We start from the raw sequence: 17,100 nt of genomic DNA on the forward strand, positions 1-17,100 counted from the left end.
TCAACGGAATCTTGGCCCGGCCGCGCCGGGACGCCCTCGACTCTACCGCGCCGCGCTCCGGCGCGCATCCCTCTGCACTATCAGGGAAGTCCCTGAATCCGGTGGGCGAAACGAGATCGACTCAATTGATGCCTGAGATTCTATTCAACGGAATAACTGAAAAATTAATGTCGCTCTCCGGAATTCCGCGTTGACGTCGAAAAATTTGGCCGGATAGAGTCGGCGCATCGGAAACAGGAAGGCCACAGCATGACGTTCCTCACGTTGACGGATGTTTCGAAATCCTTCGGTGACCTGCACGCCGTCACCGGCATCGACCTGTCGGTCGAGAAGGGCGAGTTCGTCTCGCTGCTCGGTCCCTCGGGCTGCGGCAAGACCACCACGCTGCAGATGATCGCGGGCTTCGTGGAGGCCACGCGCGGCAGCATCACGCTGGACGGCCGCGATATCACGCGCATGGCGCCCAACAAGCGCGGCCTGGGCATCGTGTTCCAGAGCTACGCGCTGTTCCCGCACATGAGCGTGGAGCAGAACGTCGGCTTCGGGCTGGAGATGCGCGGCGTGGGCAAGGCCGAGCGCGCCCGGCGCGTCGGCGAGGCGCTCTCGCTGGTGCGGCTCGACGCCTATGCGCAGCGCTTTCCTCGCGAGCTGTCGGGCGGCCAGCGTCAGCGCGTTGCGATCGCACGCGCGGTGGTGATCGCGCCGCCGGTGCTGCTGCTCGACGAGCCGATGTCGAACCTCGACGCCAAGCTGCGCGAGGAGATGCAGTTCGAGCTGCGCGAGATCCAGCGCAAGCTCGGCACCACCACCGTGATGGTCACGCACGACCAGGCCGAGGCGCTGTCGATCAGCGATCGCGTGGTGGTGATGGAGGCCGGCCGCATCACCCAGGTGGACACGCCGTATCGCGCCTACGAACATCCGGGCAGCAGCTTCGTCTCGCAGTTCATCGGCAAGACCAACCTGCTCGACGGCAAGGTGGTGACGCTCGAAGGCGGGCGCATCCAGGTCGATCTCGGCGCCCGGCTGCACGAGGCGGGCGCGGCCGGCCAGCTCGACATGCAGACGCTGCGCGCGGGCGACGCGGTCACGCTCTGCATCCGCCCCGAGAAGCTCACGCTCGGCGCGCCCGGCACCGGGCGCCTGGCCGGCCGCGTGACCAGCCGTTTCTTCCTCGGCAGCCAGTGGCTGTACCGGCTCGACAGCGAGGCCGGCGAGATGCTGGCCTGCTGCCAGAACGAGGGCAGCGAGCCGCTGGTGGAGGGCGCGCCGGTCGGGATCGACTGGCGCAGCGAGGCGATGCGCGTGATGCCGCGGGAGGCCGCCCGTGGATGAGGTCCTGAAAGCGGCGGGCGGCAAAGCCGGCGAAGAAGCGCGCGACACCGGCGGCGCGCCGCGGCCGGCTTCGCGCCCACGCTGGCGCGCCTGGCTGCCCTTGTGGCTGATGAGCGCGCCGGCCGCGCTGCTGTTCAGTGCGCTGGTGCTGGTGCCGCTGGCCATGACGCTGGCGCTGTCGTTCTATCGCTTCGATCCCTCGGTCGGCCCGATCGCCGCCTTCGACTCGCATTACTACCTCGAGGTGCTGAGCGAGTCGTACTTCCACACCATCTTCCTGCGCACCTTCGGCATCGCCGCGCTGACCACCCTGCTGTGCATCGTGATCGGCACGCCCGAGGCCTACATCCTCTCGCGCATGCGCGATCCGTGGCGCTCGTCCTTCCTGCTGGTGATCCTCGCGCCGCTGCTGGTCTCGGTGGTGGTGCGCGCCTTCGGCTGGAGCATGCTGCTCAACACCAACGGCCTGGTGAACCAGTTGTTCGGCCTGTTCGGGCTGGGCCCGTTCAAGCTCGAATACACCACCTTCGCCATCGTGATCGCGCTGGTCCACGTGATGCTGCCGTTCATGGTGATCCCCGTCTGGACCACCCTGCAGCGGCTCGATCCGCAGACCGAGAACGCCGCGCTGTCGCTGATGGCCTCGCCGGCCACGGTGCTGCGCCGCATCGTCCTGCCGCAACTGATGCCGGGCATCCTGTCGGGCAGCCTGATGGTGTTCGGCCTGTCGGCCAGCGCCTTCGCGATTCCGGGCCTGCTGGGCGGGCGCCGGCTCAAGGTGGCCGCCACCGCCGTCTATGACCAGTTCCTGAGTTCGATGAACTGGCCGCTCGGCGCCGCCATCGCGATCCTGCTGCTGGTCGCCAACCTGGTCGTGATGCTCACCTACTACCGCGTGCTCGAACGGCGCTACACGCGCAGCCTCGGCTGAGGCCGGCCTCAGCCGCCACTCGCTGCCATTCGCTGCCATTCGCCACGATCCCAGCCGCCCACGAACCTCCAGCCCGCCACCTCGTCATGCGCAAAAACGGCCCGCTCGCCCTCGCTTTCCACACGCTCGTGATCCTGTTCATGCTCGCGCCGCTGGCGATCGTGGTGCTGGTCGCGTTCACGCCCGACGAAACCCTCACGCTGCCCACGCACGGCGTGTCGCTGCGCTGGTTCCGCGCGATCCTCGACTATCCCGACTTCATCTCGGCCTTCGCCAACAGCCTGAAGCTGGCGGTGCTGTCGGCCAGCTTCTCGCTGGTGATCGCGCTGCCGGCGGGCCTGGCGATCGGCCGCGCGCGCTTTCCCGGCCGGGAGTTCCTCAACGCGCTGCTGCTCTCGCCGCTGGTGATCCCGGGCCTGGTGCTGGGCATCGCGCTGCTGCGCTTCTTCGCGCTGATCGGCGCGACCGGCTCGTTCGCCTGGCTGGTGGTGGCGCACATGATCATCGTCACGCCCTTCGTGATGCGCCTGGTGCTGGCCTCGGTGGCGGGGCTCGACCGCAGCGTCGAGCACGCCGCCGCCTCGCTCGGCGCGAGCGTGTGGACCACCTTCCGCCGCATCACGCTGCCGATGATCGTGCCCGGCATCACCGGCGGCTGGCTGCTGGCCTTCATCAACAGCTTCGACGAGCTGACCATGTCGATCTTCGTCACCTCGCCGCAGACCGTCACGCTGCCGGTGCGCATGTACATGTACGCCACCGAATCGATCGATCCGATGATGGCCTCGGTCTCGACCCTGGTGATCGCGATCACGGCCGGCGCGATGCTGATCCTCGATCGCGTCTACGGCCTGAACCGGATCCTGATCGGTCAGCACTGACGCGAGCCTTCGCCGCCCGTTCGTCGTCTTGTCCAACTTCATGCCCACCGCGCCTCGCGCCCGATTTCGATGACCCATCGTTTTCCGCTTTCCCCGCCGCAACTGATCCGCGTCGCCGAGACCCGGCGCGCCAGCCTGTCCTTCGTGCTCGACGGCGTCGCGGTCGAGGCGCTGGCCGGCGACACGCTGCTGACCGCGATCCTCACGCAGCAACGGCACCTGCGCGTCAGCGAGTTCGGCGACGGCCCGCGCGCGGGTTTCTGCCTGATCGGCGCCTGCCAGGATTGCTGGGTGCGCGACGAGGGCGGCGCGCGGCTGCGCGCCTGCTCGACGCTCGTGCGCGAGGGGATGCGGGTGGTGACGGGCAAGCCTTGCCAGGCCAGCGCGACGGCTTGCGGCACGAACGCGGGAGGCGGGCAATGAGCGAGACGAGCACGGCCGCCGTCGATGTCCAAGGGGACGAGGACGGCGCGCGCGTGGTGATCGTCGGCGCCGGGCCGGCGGGGATCCGCGCCGCGCAGACCTTGGTCGCAGCCGGGCTGCGGCCGATGGTGATCGACGAGAACGCGCGCTGGGGCGGCCAGATCTACCGGCAGCCGCCCGAAGGCGCCGGTTTCGTGCGCGAGAAATCGACCTTGTACGGCTTCGAGGCGGGCAAGGCCGATGCGCTGCACCGCTGCATGGCCGAGCTGCTGCCAGGGCTCGACTACCGGCCCGACACGCTGGTCTGGTCCTGCGAGCCGGGCGCGCTCGACGTGCTGCGCGCGGGGCGCGAGGCGCGCCTGCGCTGGAGCCACCTGATCATCGCCAGCGGCGCGACCGATCGCGTGATGCCGGTGCCGGGCTGGACCCGGCCCGGCGTCTACACGCTCGGCGGCGCCCAGGTCGCGCTGAAGGCGCAGGGCTGCGCGATCGGCCGGCGCACCGTGTTCGCGGGCACCGGGCCCTTGCTCTACCTGGTCGCCTATCAATACGCGCGGGCCGGCGCCGAGGTGGCCGCGGTGCTCGATACCAGCCCCTACGCGCGGCAGGTGGCGGCCACGCCCAAGCTGCTGCGGCAGCCGGGCACCTTCGCCAAGGGCCTCTATTACCTCGGCTGGCTGCGCTCGCACGGCGTGCGCGTCGAGCGCGGCGTGACGCTGGACGGCGTCGACGGCGGGCCGGCGGTGCAGGCGGTGCGCTGGCGCTCGGCCGACGGCGCCCAGCATCGGATCGATTGCGATGCGCTCGGCCTCGGTTTCGGCCTGCGCCCCGAAACGCAGCTGGCCGACCTGGCCGGCTGCCGCTTCCGCTTCGACACGCTGAACCGCTGCTGGCTGCCGGAGCGCGACGCGGCCGGGCGCAGTTCGGTGCCGGGCGTCTACCTGGCCGGCGACGGTGCCGGCATCGCCGGTGCCGATGCGGCCGAGCTGGCCGGCCGGCGCGCCGCGCTGGCGCTGCTGGAGGATCTCGGCCTGAAGGCCGGGCGCGACGACGCGGGCCCCGGCGCGGCCGCGATCGAGCAGCGCCTGGCGCGCATCGGCGTGTTCCGCGCCGGCATCGAACAGGCCTTCGCGCCGCCGCCGACCGAGGCGGCCCGGCACTGGCCCGACGACATGATCGTGTGTCGCTGCGAGGCGGTGACGGCGGGCCAGTTGCGCGGCTGCATCCGCTCCGGTATGGCGAGCGAGGTCAACCGCCTCAAGGCGCTGACGCGGATCGGCATGGGCCGCTGCCAGGGCCGCATGTGCGGCGAGGCCGCGATGGCGCTGCTGGCCGCGGAAACCGGGCGCGCCCTCGACCAGGTGGGCCGCCCGCGCGGGCAGGCGCCGATCAAGCCGATCCCGATCTCGCCGATGCTGTTCGAGGACGGCGTCAGCGTGCTCGAGGAGGAGGCCCATGATGAGTGAGATCCGGCATGTGACGGTGGCGATCGTCGGCGGCGGGCTGGTGGGGGCTTCGGCGGCGCTGGCGCTGGCGCGGCAGGGCGTGGACGTCGCCCTGTTCGAGCGGCGCTGGTGCGGCGCCCAGGCCAGCGGCGTGAACTACGGCGGCGTGCGCACCCACGGCCGGCCCGAGGTGCAACTGCCGCTGGCGATGCGCGCGCGGCGGATCTGGAACCGGCTGCCCCAGCTGATCGGCTGCGACGGCGAGTTCGTCGTGTCGGGGCACCTGCGGCTCGCGCGGCGCGACAGCGACATGGAGGTGCTCGAAGCCTGGGCGGCGATGGCGCGCGGCCACGGCGCCAGCTCGACGCTGATCTCCGGCGAGGCGTTCCGCCGCCGTTATCCCTGGCTCGGCGCGGCGGCGATCGGCGGCGCGCTGTGCGAGAGCGACGGCCATGCCAATCCGCGGCTGGTCTCGCCGGCCTTCGCGGCGGCCGCCCGGCGCGAGGGCGCGCAGGTGTTCGAGCAGACCGAGCTTAGCGAGATCGAGTACGACGGCCGGCGTTACCAGCTGCGCGCCGGCGAGCTTCGCTTCAGCGCCGACTGGCTGATCAACTCGGCCGGCGCCTGGGGCAATACGCTGGCCGGCCGCTTCGGCGAGGCGGTGCCGCTGCGCTCGATCTACCCGAACATGTGGGTCACCGAACCCTTGCCGCCCTTCATCGAGCACAACCTCGGGGTGGTCGGCGGCGGCATCTATGCGCGGCAGGTGGCGCGCGGCAACTGCGTGATCGGCGGCGGGCGCGGCCATGGCGACGGCGAATACGCCCAGCCCTCGACCGAAACCACGCGCGCGGTGATGCGCGATGCCTGCGCGCTGCTGCCGGCGCTGCGCGAGGCGCTGCTGATCCGCACCTGGAGCGGTGTGGAGGGCGAGACGCCCGACAACCATCCCGTGATCGGGCCGAGCGGGACCACGCCGCAACTGCTGCACGCCTTCGGCTTCTCGGGCGGCGGTTTCCTGCTCGCGCCGGGCGTGGGCGAGGTGCTGGCCGACCTGGTGCTGCGCGGCGAGACCGAGACGCCGATCGAGGCGTTCTCGATCGCGCGCTTCGCCGCCGCGCAGGCCGGATCCACGCAAGCGGTCGCGTCGCCGAGTTCCGGCGGCTCGCTTGCTTCGTCGGGTTCGCCTGATTCCGCCGCCGCCTCATCGGCGCGGGCTTCCGCCTGAGCACGGCCTCGCATCGATATCGATTCCCATCCCCAGTCCAATACCCCGGAAAGCCACAAGGAAGATCCACGATGAAACTGTCACGCACCCTCGTTTCGCTCGCGGCGCTGTTCGCCGTCGGCCTTGCCTCGCCCGCCTGGTCGCAGACCAAGACCATTTATATCGGCATGAACGGCGGGCCGATGGAGAAGGCCTACACCAGCCAGGTGCTGCCCGATTTCGAGAAGGCCAACAACGTGCACGTGGTGGTGGTGCCGGGCACCTCGTCGGACGTGCTGGCCAAGCTGCTGGCCAATCGCAGCAACCCGCAGATGCACGTGGTGTTCCTCGACGACGGCGTGATGGCGCGCGCGGTGAGCCTGGGCGTGTGCGAGAAGCTCGACGACGCGCCGGTGCTCAAGGAGCTCTATCCGTTCGCGCGCATGAAGGGCGATGTCGGCGCGGGCGTGCAGCTCGGCATGACGGGGATCGGCTACAACACCAAGCTGTTCGCCGCCAAGGGCTGGGCGCCGCCGACTTCCTGGATGGATTTCGCCGATCCGAAATACAAGGGCAAGGTGGTGTTCCAGTCGGCCTCGAGCAGCACCTTCGGCCTGCACGGCTTCCTGGCGATCAACCGCATCCTCGGCGGCAGCGAGACCAATGTCGAGCCCGGCTTCACGAAGTGGGCCAGCACGGTGGGACCGAACGTGGTCGAGTACATCCCGAACTCGGCCAAGCTCTCGGAGATGGTGCAGACCGGCGAGGCGGCGATCTTCCCGCTCACGCCCACCGCCGTGGGTGACCTGAAGGACAAGGGGCTGCCGGTGGCCTATGCCTCGCCCAAGGAGGGCGCGGTGCTGCTGCTGGTGGACGTCTGCGTGGTGAAGAACAATCCCGATCCGCAACTGGCGCAGAAGCTCGCGCAGTTCCTGCTGTCGGCGCCGGCGCAGACCAAGGCCGCGGTGGCCGGCAAGCAGATCCCGACCAACCGCCAGGCGACCATGCCCGCCGACATGCAGAAGAACCTCGGCGACCTGGACCAGCTCGTGAAGAAGGTCACGGTGGTGGATTGGGATGCGATCAACGCGCGTCGCGCGCAATGGGATTCGCGCTGGAACCGGCAGATCGAGCAGTGAAGCACGGCGAGCCGGCGCGTGTCGCCGCCGGCTCGCTCGGCCAGGCTCAGGCGCCGAGGTTCGGCGCCACCAGGAATTTCTCGCCGGTCGCGCGCCGGGTGTAGCGCCGGATCGTCTCGGGCTCGACCAGTTGCGCCAGCGTGATCCGCTCGCCGTAGCGGCTGGCGAAGGTGGTCTCCAGCTCGGCGACGATCCGTTCGCGCATGCGCGCCGCCGTGGCCTCGCCGAACTGGCGCAGGCGCCAGGTCAGCAGCCAGCCGCCCACGCCCCAGGCCAGGCCCGAGCGCCGGGTCAGAATCGTCGGGCTCGGATCGAGCGTACCGTAGAGATAGACCTGGCGATGCGTCGACGAGCCGTAGCGGTCGTAGCGCGTCATGCGGCGCGTGGTGACCACGCCCATCGCCGTGAGCAGGCGCTCGGCCATGTCGCCGCCGCCGATCGCGTCGAACGCCAGCGTCGCGCCGGTGGCCTCGATCGCCTCGACCAGCGCCGCGTCGAAATCGGCGGCGCTGCTGTCCAGCACGTATTGCGCGCCGAGTTCGCGCAGCAGGGCCACCTGCGAGGCGTTGCGCACCACGTTGACCAGCGGCACGCCGTCGGCCGCGCAGATCTTCACCAGCATCTGGCCGAGATTCGAGGCGGCCGCCGTGTGGATCAGCGCGGTGTGGCCTTCCACGCGCATCGTCTCCAGCATCGACAGCGCCGTCATCGGATTGATCAGCGCCGAGGCGCCCGCTTCGGGCGCTGTGCCTTCGGGCAGCACCAGCACCTCGGCGGCGCTCACCGCGCGGTATTGCGCGTAGGCGCCGAGCGGGCTGCGCAGCGCCACCGCGCGGCCGAGCAGGTGGCGCGCCTGGTTGCCCGCGGCCACCACGATGCCGGCGCCTTCGTTGCCGAGGCTGAGCGGCAGGTCGTGGCGCGCCGCCGCCGAGGCCAGCAGTTCGGCCGGCACGTCGGCGGTGGTGACGGGCGGCTGCGCGGCGGCGTCGCGGGCCAGGGTGGCGATATCGGCCGGCCCGAGCAGGCCGAGGATGTCGGAGGGATTGACGGGCGCGGCCTCGATGCGCACCAGGATTTCGTCGTCGGCCGGCGCCGGCACGGGCGCCGTTTCGAGCCAGAGGCGCAACTGGCCCTGCGAGGTGATCAGCGAGCGGAGTTCGAGTGCGGAGGTCGGTACCTGGGTCATGTCGGCGTGTATCCATGGGCAGCATCGGATCCGCCAGTGTCCGCGTTCGATCCGCAAAGAACAACGGGGAAAATGCCGTCGATCGATCTGGAAATCCGATCGATCGGCGCATCGATGCGCGACGTCCGTCGCGGCGTCAATCGCGCGGTTTCGGCAGCGTGCAGTAGGTGCGCGCCAGGCGCAGCAGTAGCGCGTTGAGCTCGCCGATCAGCGGGCGGTGGTCGTCGCGGCGCCAGACCAGGGCCGAGGCGATCGGCGGCAGGTCGATCTCGGCGAAGCTGATGCCGGGCGTGGCGTAATAGCAGGCGGCCCGGCGCGTCAGCATCATCAGGCCCTGGTGCGCGGCGACCGCGGCCATCGCCTCGCGCAGCGTGCGGATCACCGGGCCGTCGCCGATCGGCGCGCCTTGCGGCGTGAAGCGCGGCAGGTGGAAATCGAGCCATTCCTCGCTGGCCACGCCGGGCACCATCCGCACCAGCGGTTCGCCGGCCAGCGCCTCGCCCGACACGCGCTCGCGCCGGGCCAGCGGATGATCGTTCGGCACGCACAGCATGCGGCGATCCTCCATCAGCACCGGGCCGTGCATCAGGCCCGGCGCGCCGAGCGGCAGCCGGCAGATCGCCACGTCCACCTCGCCGCGTACCACGGCCAGGAAATGATCGAGGAAGGACAGCTCGACGAATTCGAGCTCGATGCCGGGAAAGCAGCCGCCGAATTCGGCGACCAGCGGGCGGTGCAGCTCGTAGAGGCCGCCGCCCAGGAAGCCGAAGCGCAGCTTGCGCGCCTCGCCGGCCGCCGTGCGCCGGCAATCGGCGAGGGTGGTCTTGAGCGACATGTAGGCGGCCTCGGCGCCCTCGCGCAATGCCTGGCCGAGCGGCGTGAGCGCCACGCGGCGGCTGGTGCGATCGAACAGCGGCGCGCCGACGGTTTTTTCCAGCGCGCGGATCGATTCCGATACCGACGACTGGCCCACGTGCAGGCGCTCGGCCGCGCGGCCGAAATGCAGCTCCTGGGCGAGCACGAAGAAGCATTCGAGATGACGGAAATCCATGCGGGCCTCGGACGGTGAAGGGCACGACCGGGGCGCGACCGGGCGCGATGGCCGTGCCTCGATCGATCGACGATGCCGATGGATTCTACGGAAATCCGGGGCCGCTTGCCGGCCGTGCCCGCGCGCCGGATGAATCGGTGCGCAGCCTGTACGCGCGACGAGGAATTGCGGCCGATCGATGATGGGCAAGGCGGGCGCGATGCTCGACCATCTCCTGAGCGAGCCGGCCATGTCGACCGGCTCCGCCAGCACACAGGAGAAATGCCCATGTCATCCCAGCAGACCCCGATCGATTCCGGCTTCGATGCGAACCACGCCGCGCGCGAGGTGATCGCCGGCATCGACCTGAGCGGCAGCACCGCGATCGTGACGGGCGGCCATTCGGGCATCGGCCTGGAGACCACGCGCGCGCTGGCCGGCGCCGGCGCCACGGTGATCGTGCCGGCCCGCGATCCGGCCAAGGCGCGCGAGGTGTTGCACGACGTGCCGCGCACCGAGGTGGCCCGGCTCGACCTGCTCGATCCGGCCTCGATCGACGCCTTCGCCGCGCAATTCCTGGCCAGCGATCGCGCGCTGCATCGCCTGGTCAACAACGCCGGCATCATGGCCACGCCCTTGCAGCGCGACGCGCGCGGCTACGAAGGCCAGCTCGCGGCGAACCATCTCGGCCCGTTCCAGCTGACCGCGCGTCTGTGGCCGGCGCTTGCGCGCTCGGGCAAGGCGCGGGTCGTCAACCTGTCCTCGGGCGCGCATCGCCGCGCGCGCTTCGATTTCGACGATCCGAACTTCGAGCGGCGCGACTACGACAAGTGGATCGCCTACGGCCAATCGAAGACGGCCAACGTGCTGTTTACGGTCGAACTCGACCGGCTGGCCAGGGCGCATGGCGTGCGCGCCTTCGCCGTGCATCCGGGGCGGATCGAGACCAACCTGCAGCGCTCGCTGACGATCGAGGAGTTGCAGCGCGCGGGCTTTCGCGACGAACACGGGCAGATCCCCGCATCGCAGCGCGCCCTGTACAAGACGCCGGAGCAGGGCGCCTCGACCACCGTCTGGTGCGCGACCAGCCCGGCGCTCGACGGCATCGGCGGCGTGTATTGCGAGAACAACGAGGTGGCGCGGGCGGTGCCGGCCGATCACCAGCCGCTCGACGGGGTGCTGCCCTGGGCGATCGACGAGGCCGAGGCGGGCAGGCTGTGGACGCTGAGCGAGCGGATGACGGGCCTGAGGTTCGCGATCTGAGGCTCGCGACGGGCAGCAAGCCTGCAGGGAGAGGATGTGCGGGCAGCCGCGCCGCCCCTTCCAGGACGGCGCGGCTGCCGCGAGCGAGCCTCAGTGGCCGGCCGCGGCTGCCGCCGCCACCGCCACCGCATCGGCGCCGGCGGGGATCCGCATCGGCGCGGCCGGATCGGTCACCGCCCGCCAGACCGCCTCGGCCACGTCGCTCGACTGCGTGGTCGGCGTGCTGGTGTCGCGCACCGAGGCGAACACGCGATCGCGAAACGCGGCATACGGCGCCGGCACGTCGTCGCCCATCAGGCGGCGCGCGTTGTCGCCGAAGCGCGTGGTGGGCGCGCGCCCGGGCAGTACCAGGCGCACGCGCACCTCGAAGGGCGCCAGCTCCAGCGCCAGCGATTCGGTGAAGGCGTTCACGGCCGCCTTGCTGCCTGTATAAACGGCCAGCAGCGGCAGGGGGCGCACGGTCACGCTCGAGGTGACATTGACGATCACGCCGGCGCGCCGCTCGCGAAACTGCGGCAGCACCGCCTGCGTCATCGCGATGGTGCCGAGCACATTGGTCTCGAACACCTCGCGCACGCTGGCCGGATCGGTGCCTTCGAGCGGCGCGAGCAGGCCCACGCCGGCATTGTTGACGAGCGCGTCGATCGGGCCGGCCGCCGCGAGGCAGCGCGCGATGCTGTCCGCGTCGGTGATGTCGAGCGGCAGCACGCGCAGCCGCTCGGAGGCGGGCAGCAGGTCCTCGCGCGGGGTGCGCATGGTGGCCACCACGCGCCAGCCCTGCGCGAGGAAATGGCGCGCGATGTCGAGGCCGAAGCCCGACGAGCAGCCGGTGACGAGAACGGTGGAAGCTTGGGACATCGTGAACTCCAGTGGGTTGGGATGCCCTCCACGATAGGCGTCAATTCGCGGACGAACTATACTTCCGAATCCATGAATTTGTAGAGATCGTCCGGAATGTCTGTCGACCCGCTCGCCGAAGTCGTGTCCTTGCTGCAGCCTCGCGCGGCCTTCTCCAAGCAGGTGATCGCCTCGGCGCCCTGGGCGGTGCGCCGCGCCGAGACGGGGCGCCCGGTGTATTTCGTGGTGCTGGAAGGGCGCTGCCGGTTGCGCGTGGACGGCCCCGGCCAGGACGAGACGATCACGCTGGAGGAAGGCGATTTCGCCATGATTCCCGCCGCGCGCGGTTTCGCCACCTCGAGCCTCGATCGCGAGCCGCCGCGCGAGGGCGAGCCCATCACCACGCCGATCGTGCCGATGCCGGGCGGCGCGCGCGTGGGCGATCCGGACGGCGCGGTGGATGTGCGGATGCTGGTGGGCGTGTGCCTGTTCGGCTCGCCCGACGCGGCGCTGCTGGTGTCCCTGCTGCCGCGATGGATCTGCGTGCGCGGCGAGCGCCGGCTCTCGACCCTGGTGCAGATGATCGGCGACGAGTCGCGCGCCGAGCGGCCCGCGCGCGAGATCGTGCTGGAGCGGCTGCTGGAGGTGCTGCTGATCGAGGCGCTGCGCTCGACCTCGGGCACGGCCGCCTCGCCGGGGCTGGTGCGCGGGCTCGGCGATCCGAAGCTGGCCGCCGCGCTGCGGCGCCTGCACGAGCGGCCGGCCTCGCGCTGGAGCGTGGCCGAGCTGGCGCGCGAGGCGGCCATGTCGCGTTCGGCCTTCTTCGAGCGCTTCAGCCGCGAGATCGGCATGGCGCCGATGGAATACCTGCAGGCCTGGCGCATGGCGCTGGCCAAGCAGTGGTTGCGGCAGGGGGAACTGTCGATGGCCGAGATCGCCGAGCGTAGCGGTTATGGCTCGGTCAGCGCGTTCGGGGCGGCCTTCACGCGGCTGGCCGGGATGTCGCCGGGGCGGTATGCGCGCGGGGAGGTGGAGGAGGCGGGCCCGGCGTGAATGACGCTCAAGCAGCCCGCGCCCCCTCCTGCCCGCGTCGCGCGCTGCGATAACGCCCCGGGCTTTCCCCCGTGCTGCGCTTGAACGCGATGCTGAAGGCCGTATCCGACAGATAACCGACGCGCTCGGCGATCCGCGCGAGCGGTTCGTCGGTGTCGGCCAGCGCCGTCATCGCCAGCGACATCCGCCAGGCCTGCAGGTATTCGAGCGGCGCGCTGCCCACGCGCTGGCGGAACCGTTGCGCGAAGGCGGTGCGCGACATGCCCACCTCGCCGGCCAGCGTGTCGACGGTCCAGCGCTCGCCGGGCGCCGCGTGCATGCGCGACAGCGCGCGGCCGATGCGCGCGTCGGCCAGCGCGCCGAGCCAGCCGGCCGGCGCCTCGCTGGTGGCCAGGTAGGTGCGCAGCGCGTGCACCAGCACCAGGGTGGCCAGGCTGCCCTTGGCGACATCCGAGCCCGGCATCTCTCCCTCCGTTTCGGCGCGCATCAGCGCGAGCACGTGGCCGAGCGCGTGCGAGGCCACGTCGGCCGCGCGCAGATGGATCAGCGGCGGCAGGTGCGCGAGCAGCAGCGCCGACAGTTCGTTCTCGAAGGTGAAACGCCCGCTCGCGAGGCTGACCAGCGGCAGCTCGCCCGGGCCTTGCCAGCGCACCACGCCATCGGGGCCGCGCGCGGCGCGATAGTGGAGCGGGCCGTCGAGGGTCTCGCGGCTCGGGTCGCTGGCCGCGCAGAAGCTCGCGCCGTCGGTCAGCAGGTAGAAATCGCCTTCCTCCATGCGGTAGCGCCGCGTCTCGCCGACCATCCACAGATGAAGGCTGCCCTGCAGCACCGAGCCGAATTTCACGTGCTGGTAAGCAGGGAAATGAAAGGCCCAGGCGCCGCGTCCCTCGAAACGCGAGGACAGCGCACTGGAGACGCGCAGCATCGACAGCACTTCCGACAAGGCATCCATGAATGTACGAATGAATAGGAATATCGACCGGGGGATTATACAAACAACCGATTGAGGCGGGGATCATGGTGGCTGTCCATTCAGTCATCAAAAGGAGAAACCCATGAAAGCCTGGCAACTCGATCGCCTCGGCGGCGCCCTCACGCTCGTCGATCGTCCCGTGCCCGAGGCGCGGCCCGGCAGCGTGGTGGTGCGCATGCAGTGTTCGGTGCTGATGTCCTACATGCGTGATTACGTCGAGGGCAGGCTGCCCGTCTATCGGGCGCCGGCGCGGCCCTTCGTGCCGGGCGGCAACGGCGTCGGCACGATCCACGCGGTGGGCGCCGGGGTTTGGCATCTGCAGGCTGGGCAGCGCGTGGTGATCTCGCCGCATCTGGTCGCGCCGGAGAACGTCGTCGATCCGGCGCAGATGCTGCTCGGTGTCACGACCGTGAACGACGCGGGCCTGCGCATGCAGCAGGACTGGCCAGACGGCACGCTGGCCGAATACGCGCTGCTGCCCGCATCGGCCGTGACGCCGGCCGATGCAGTGCCGGATCTGGACGCCCGCGCGCTCGCCACCAGCATGCGTTACACGGTGCCTTACGGCGGCCTGCTCAAGGGCCGGCTCGCGGCCGGCGAAACGGTGCTGATATCGGGTGCGACTGGCGCTTACGGATCGGCCGCGGTGCGGCTCGCGCTGGCGATGGGCGCGGCGCGCGTGATCGCCTTCGGTCGCGACGCGAGCAAGCTGCAGCACCTCGCGCGGGAAGCCGGTGCTCGCGTGACGCCGGTCGCCGCCACCGGCGAGATGGCGGGCGACGTGGCCGCCTTGCGCGCCGCCGCGCAGGGCGCCGGCATCCAGCTCGGCTTCGACATGGTCGGCAATGCGCGCGATCCGAACCTGACGCTGGCCAGCCTGCGCAGCCTGGCCTTTGGCGGCCGCCTGGTGCTGATGGGCACCATGGCGGTGCCGCTGCCCCTGCCGTACACGGAGGTGATGATGAACGGCTGGGAGATCCTCGGCCAGTTCATGTATCCGCGCGATGCCTATCGGCGCTTGCTGACGCTGATCGGCTCGGGGCTGCTGCCGTCCGACGCGATCCGCGCGATCGATTTTCCGCTGGCCCAGTTGCCGGCGGCGATCGATGCGGCGGCCGGCGCGACGGCGTCCGAATGCATCGTGATCGACCATCAGGCCTGAGTTTCGAGGTGGGCGAGGGCTGTCCCGGGGTTTTCCCGGGGCACCGAATGAATATCGAATCATTCGAATGATTCGATTGACGTTCGCATGCGAGTCTCCTAGACTGGCCTCATCGCACGACAGGTTCGCGCGCCATCCACCCAGAGGAGACATCGATGCCGAATTTCATCAAGCACATCGCGTTCAAGGTCGAGGACGTCGAGCGCGAACGCGCCTTCTACGAGAACGTGTTTGGCTACAAGCACGTCAACACGGTGCGTCGCAAGGGCAAGAACGGCGACCACCTTTCGTATCACATGACCGACGGCTACATGGACCTGACCCTGATCCATTACGAATCGTCGAACTCGGACGAGGCGGACTTCGCCGGCCCGGCGCCCTGCATCCACCACATCGGCATGGAAGTGGAGGACCTCGAGGCCTTCATCGAGCAGATCAAGGCCAATGGCGGCGAGATCCTCACCGCGCCGGGGCACCTGCCCGTCAAGTTCCGCTCGCCCAACGGGCCGGTGGCCGAAGTGGTGCCGATGAAGCGCTGGGAGAAGGAAACGCTCGCGGCCGGCGTGCACGGCGAAGTGCTCGAGTAAGCAGCGTTTTTTCGCCTGCCTTGCCGCCGTTGCATCATCATGGGCGGCAGCAGGCAGGCGAGCAGGTCCAGGTCGTCCGGCAGCGAAGCAAGGGCGACATGCGCAGCACGACAGGCCCGCGAGGCAAGGCCCGAGGTCGACGAGGCGAACACGGAGCACTCGGCGGCGAGGCGCCAGGCGCGGGTACAGGCAGTCCAACGACGCGCCTTCCAGAAACGGCGCGCATGGAGACAGACGATGGCTTCCTCTCGCCCCACGAGACGGTTGAGCGCCACCCATGGCGTCTTGATCGTGCTGTGCATCATGTCCTTCCTGATGTACGTGGACCGCACCAATATTTCCACCGCCGCGCTCGCGATCCGGCGCGACCTGGTCCTCAGCAATACCCAGCTCGGGCTGGTGTTTTCCGCGTTCGCGATCACCTACGCGCTGGCGATGATTCCCGGCGGCTTCATCGGCGACCGGCTCGGCGCGCGCAAGATGCTGGCGATCTGCGGCGTGCTGTGGGGGCTCGGTACCTTGCTGACCGGCCTCGCCGGCGGCTTCACGACGCTGCTGCTGGCGCGCTTCGTGGTGGGCCTCGGCGAGAGCCCGATCGTGCCGGCCTCGGCGCGCGCGCTCACCGGCTGGATGAAGCCCGATCAACGCGGCTTCGCGCAGGGCGTCACGCATGCCTGCGCGCGCCTGGGCAACGCCTCGACGCCGATCCTGGTGGCGGGCCTGATCGCCGCCTTCTCGTGGCATGCCGCCTTCGTGATACTCGGCCTGGCCAGCCTGGCCTGGGTGGTGCTGTGGGTCTGGTACTACCGCGACAACCCCGCCGACCATCCCGCGATCAGCGCCGAGGAACTCGCGCGCCTGCCCGCGAAGCTCGGCAAGACACGCGTGCCGATGCGCTGGTCGCCGCTGCTGCGCGCGCTGTGGCCGGCCACGGTGGTGAGCTTCTGCCATGGCTGGATCCTTTGGTTCTTCCTGAACTGGATGCCCTCGTTCTTCGCGCAGGCCTATCACCTGAACATCCGCCACTCGGCGATCTTCAGCTCGGGCATCTTCCTGAGCGGGGTGGTGGGCACCACGCTGGGCGGCTCGCTGAGCGACCTGCTGCTCAAGCGCACCGGCAATATCCGGCGCTCGCGGCAGATCATGATCACGATCGGCTTTCTCGCGCCGATCGTCTTCTTCATCCCGATGTTCCTGCATCCCTCGGCCACCATGGCCGGCTTCTCGCTGGCCGCGGCGCTGTTCCTGTCGGAACTGGTGACGGCGCCCCTGTGGGCGGTGGCGATGGATCTCGCGCCGAATCACGCGGCGACCTCCAGCAGCATCATGAATACCGGCCTGGGGCTGGCCGCCTCGGTGTCGCCGCCGCTGGTCGGCTGGCTGGTCGACGCGCTGCACTCCTGGGAGCCGGTGTTCGCGCTGTCGATCTTCTTCCTGGTGCTCGGGCCGATCGCCGCGAACTGGATTCGTCCCGATCGTCCCTATCTCGGCGAGCGTGGCAGCCGGGACAGCGCGCAGCAGCCGGCCGGGCTCGCGCCGCAGCTCGATGCATCCTGAGCGGCGAGGTGTGATGCAGCGGGGAGGGTAGGCAAGGGTGGCCCGTCATCGAACGGGCCATCGCCTCGATAAAGGAAAACGCGCCGCGGTC

16 protein-coding genes are annotated in these 17,100 nt (G+C 70.1%); 12 read left to right on the forward strand and 4 right to left on the reverse strand.

The genetic code is table 11. From position 1 onward, the window contains the following. Nucleotides 1-249: 249 nt before the first annotated feature. The 7 genes from F3J18_RS03005 to F3J18_RS03035 all read left to right on the forward strand — a co-directional run bounded on the left by F3J18_RS03005 (nt 250) and on the right by F3J18_RS03035 (nt 7,361). On the forward strand, nt 250-1,335 hold the full coding sequence (locus tag F3J18_RS03005; protein ID WP_025098562.1) for an ABC transporter ATP-binding protein: 1,086 nt from the start codon (nt 250-252) through the stop codon (nt 1,333-1,335). 109 nt (nt 1,336-1,444) lie between these two features. Next, entirely contained in the window at nt 1,445-2,266 is an 822-nt protein-coding gene (locus F3J18_RS03010) for an ABC transporter permease (protein ID WP_240154643.1), read from the forward strand. A gap of 86 nt (nt 2,267-2,352) precedes the next feature. Then, complete coding sequence (locus tag F3J18_RS03015; RefSeq protein WP_025098560.1) at nt 2,353-3,147, forward strand: ABC transporter permease; 795 nt, start codon at nt 2,353-2,355, stop codon at nt 3,145-3,147. 69 nt (nt 3,148-3,216) lie between these two features. Beyond that, entirely contained in the window at nt 3,217-3,570 is a 354-nt protein-coding gene (locus F3J18_RS03020) for a (2Fe-2S)-binding protein (protein ID WP_166911282.1), read from the forward strand. Next, complete coding sequence (locus F3J18_RS03025) at nt 3,567-5,036, forward strand: NAD(P)/FAD-dependent oxidoreductase (RefSeq protein WP_166911284.1); 1,470 nt, start codon at nt 3,567-3,569, stop codon at nt 5,034-5,036. The genes F3J18_RS03020 and F3J18_RS03025 overlap by 4 nt, the downstream gene beginning before the upstream one ends. Then, a complete protein-coding gene (locus F3J18_RS03030) occupies nt 5,029-6,243 on the forward strand; it encodes an FAD-binding oxidoreductase (RefSeq protein WP_240154826.1) in 1,215 nt (404 codons plus the stop codon). The genes F3J18_RS03025 and F3J18_RS03030 overlap by 8 nt, the downstream gene beginning before the upstream one ends. Nucleotides 6,244-6,314: 71 nt before the next feature. Then, nucleotides 6,315-7,361: an ABC transporter substrate-binding protein gene (locus tag F3J18_RS03035; RefSeq protein WP_166911288.1), complete on the forward strand. Its 1,047-nt coding sequence runs from the start codon at nt 6,315-6,317 to the stop codon at nt 7,359-7,361. Nucleotides 7,362-7,407: 46 nt separating this feature from the next. Here F3J18_RS03035 and F3J18_RS03040 read toward each other — a convergent pair whose 3' ends face one another. Then, nucleotides 7,408-8,547 (reverse strand): zinc-binding dehydrogenase, encoded by a 1,140-nt coding sequence (locus F3J18_RS03040; protein WP_166911290.1) that lies wholly within the window; start codon nt 8,545-8,547, stop codon nt 7,408-7,410. Between the two features lie 136 nt (nt 8,548-8,683). Beyond that, nucleotides 8,684-9,598, reverse strand: coding sequence for a LysR family transcriptional regulator (locus F3J18_RS03045; RefSeq protein WP_025098554.1), 915 nt, complete (start codon nt 9,596-9,598; stop codon nt 8,684-8,686). Nucleotides 9,599-9,865: 267 nt separating this feature from the next. On the opposite strand from F3J18_RS03045, the gene F3J18_RS03050 reads away from it, so the two are divergent. Continuing rightward, a complete protein-coding gene (locus tag F3J18_RS03050) occupies nt 9,866-10,840 on the forward strand; it encodes an oxidoreductase (protein ID WP_166911292.1) in 975 nt (324 codons plus the stop codon). A 90-nt stretch (nt 10,841-10,930) separates the two neighbouring features. Here F3J18_RS03050 and F3J18_RS03055 read toward each other — a convergent pair whose 3' ends face one another. Next, entirely contained in the window at nt 10,931-11,698 is a 768-nt protein-coding gene (locus tag F3J18_RS03055; RefSeq protein ID WP_166911294.1) for an SDR family oxidoreductase, read from the reverse strand. Nucleotides 11,699-11,794: 96 nt separating this feature from the next. Here F3J18_RS03055 and F3J18_RS03060 point away from each other — a divergent pair, with 96 nt between their 5' ends. Next, a complete protein-coding gene (locus F3J18_RS03060; RefSeq protein WP_025098551.1) occupies nt 11,795-12,730 on the forward strand; it encodes an AraC family transcriptional regulator in 936 nt (311 codons plus the stop codon). Between the two features lie 7 nt (nt 12,731-12,737). On the opposite strand, the gene F3J18_RS03065 is transcribed toward F3J18_RS03060, so the two are convergent. Beyond that, entirely contained in the window at nt 12,738-13,682 is a 945-nt protein-coding gene (locus F3J18_RS03065) for an AraC family transcriptional regulator (protein WP_025098550.1), read from the reverse strand. Between the two features lie 103 nt (nt 13,683-13,785). Between F3J18_RS03065 and F3J18_RS03070 the strand changes: the two genes are divergently transcribed. The 3 genes from F3J18_RS03070 to F3J18_RS03080 all read left to right on the forward strand — a co-directional run bounded on the left by F3J18_RS03070 (nt 13,786) and on the right by F3J18_RS03080 (nt 17,009). Continuing rightward, on the forward strand, nt 13,786-14,865 hold the full coding sequence (locus F3J18_RS03070) for a zinc-binding dehydrogenase (RefSeq protein WP_166911296.1): 1,080 nt from the start codon (nt 13,786-13,788) through the stop codon (nt 14,863-14,865). Between the two features lie 155 nt (nt 14,866-15,020). After that, nucleotides 15,021-15,452, forward strand: a complete 432-nt coding sequence (locus tag F3J18_RS03075) for a VOC family protein (protein WP_013690350.1) — start codon at nt 15,021-15,023, stop codon at nt 15,450-15,452. A 264-nt stretch (nt 15,453-15,716) separates the two neighbouring features. Next, nucleotides 15,717-17,009, forward strand: coding sequence for an MFS transporter (locus F3J18_RS03080; RefSeq protein WP_230954765.1), 1,293 nt, complete (start codon nt 15,717-15,719; stop codon nt 17,007-17,009). The last annotated feature ends 91 nt before the right edge of the window (nt 17,010-17,100 follow it).

The sequence above is a fragment of the Burkholderia sp. Ax-1720 genome, assembly GCF_011753035.1.
Classification (GTDB): domain Bacteria; phylum Pseudomonadota; class Gammaproteobacteria; order Burkholderiales; family Burkholderiaceae; genus Burkholderia; species Burkholderia gladioli.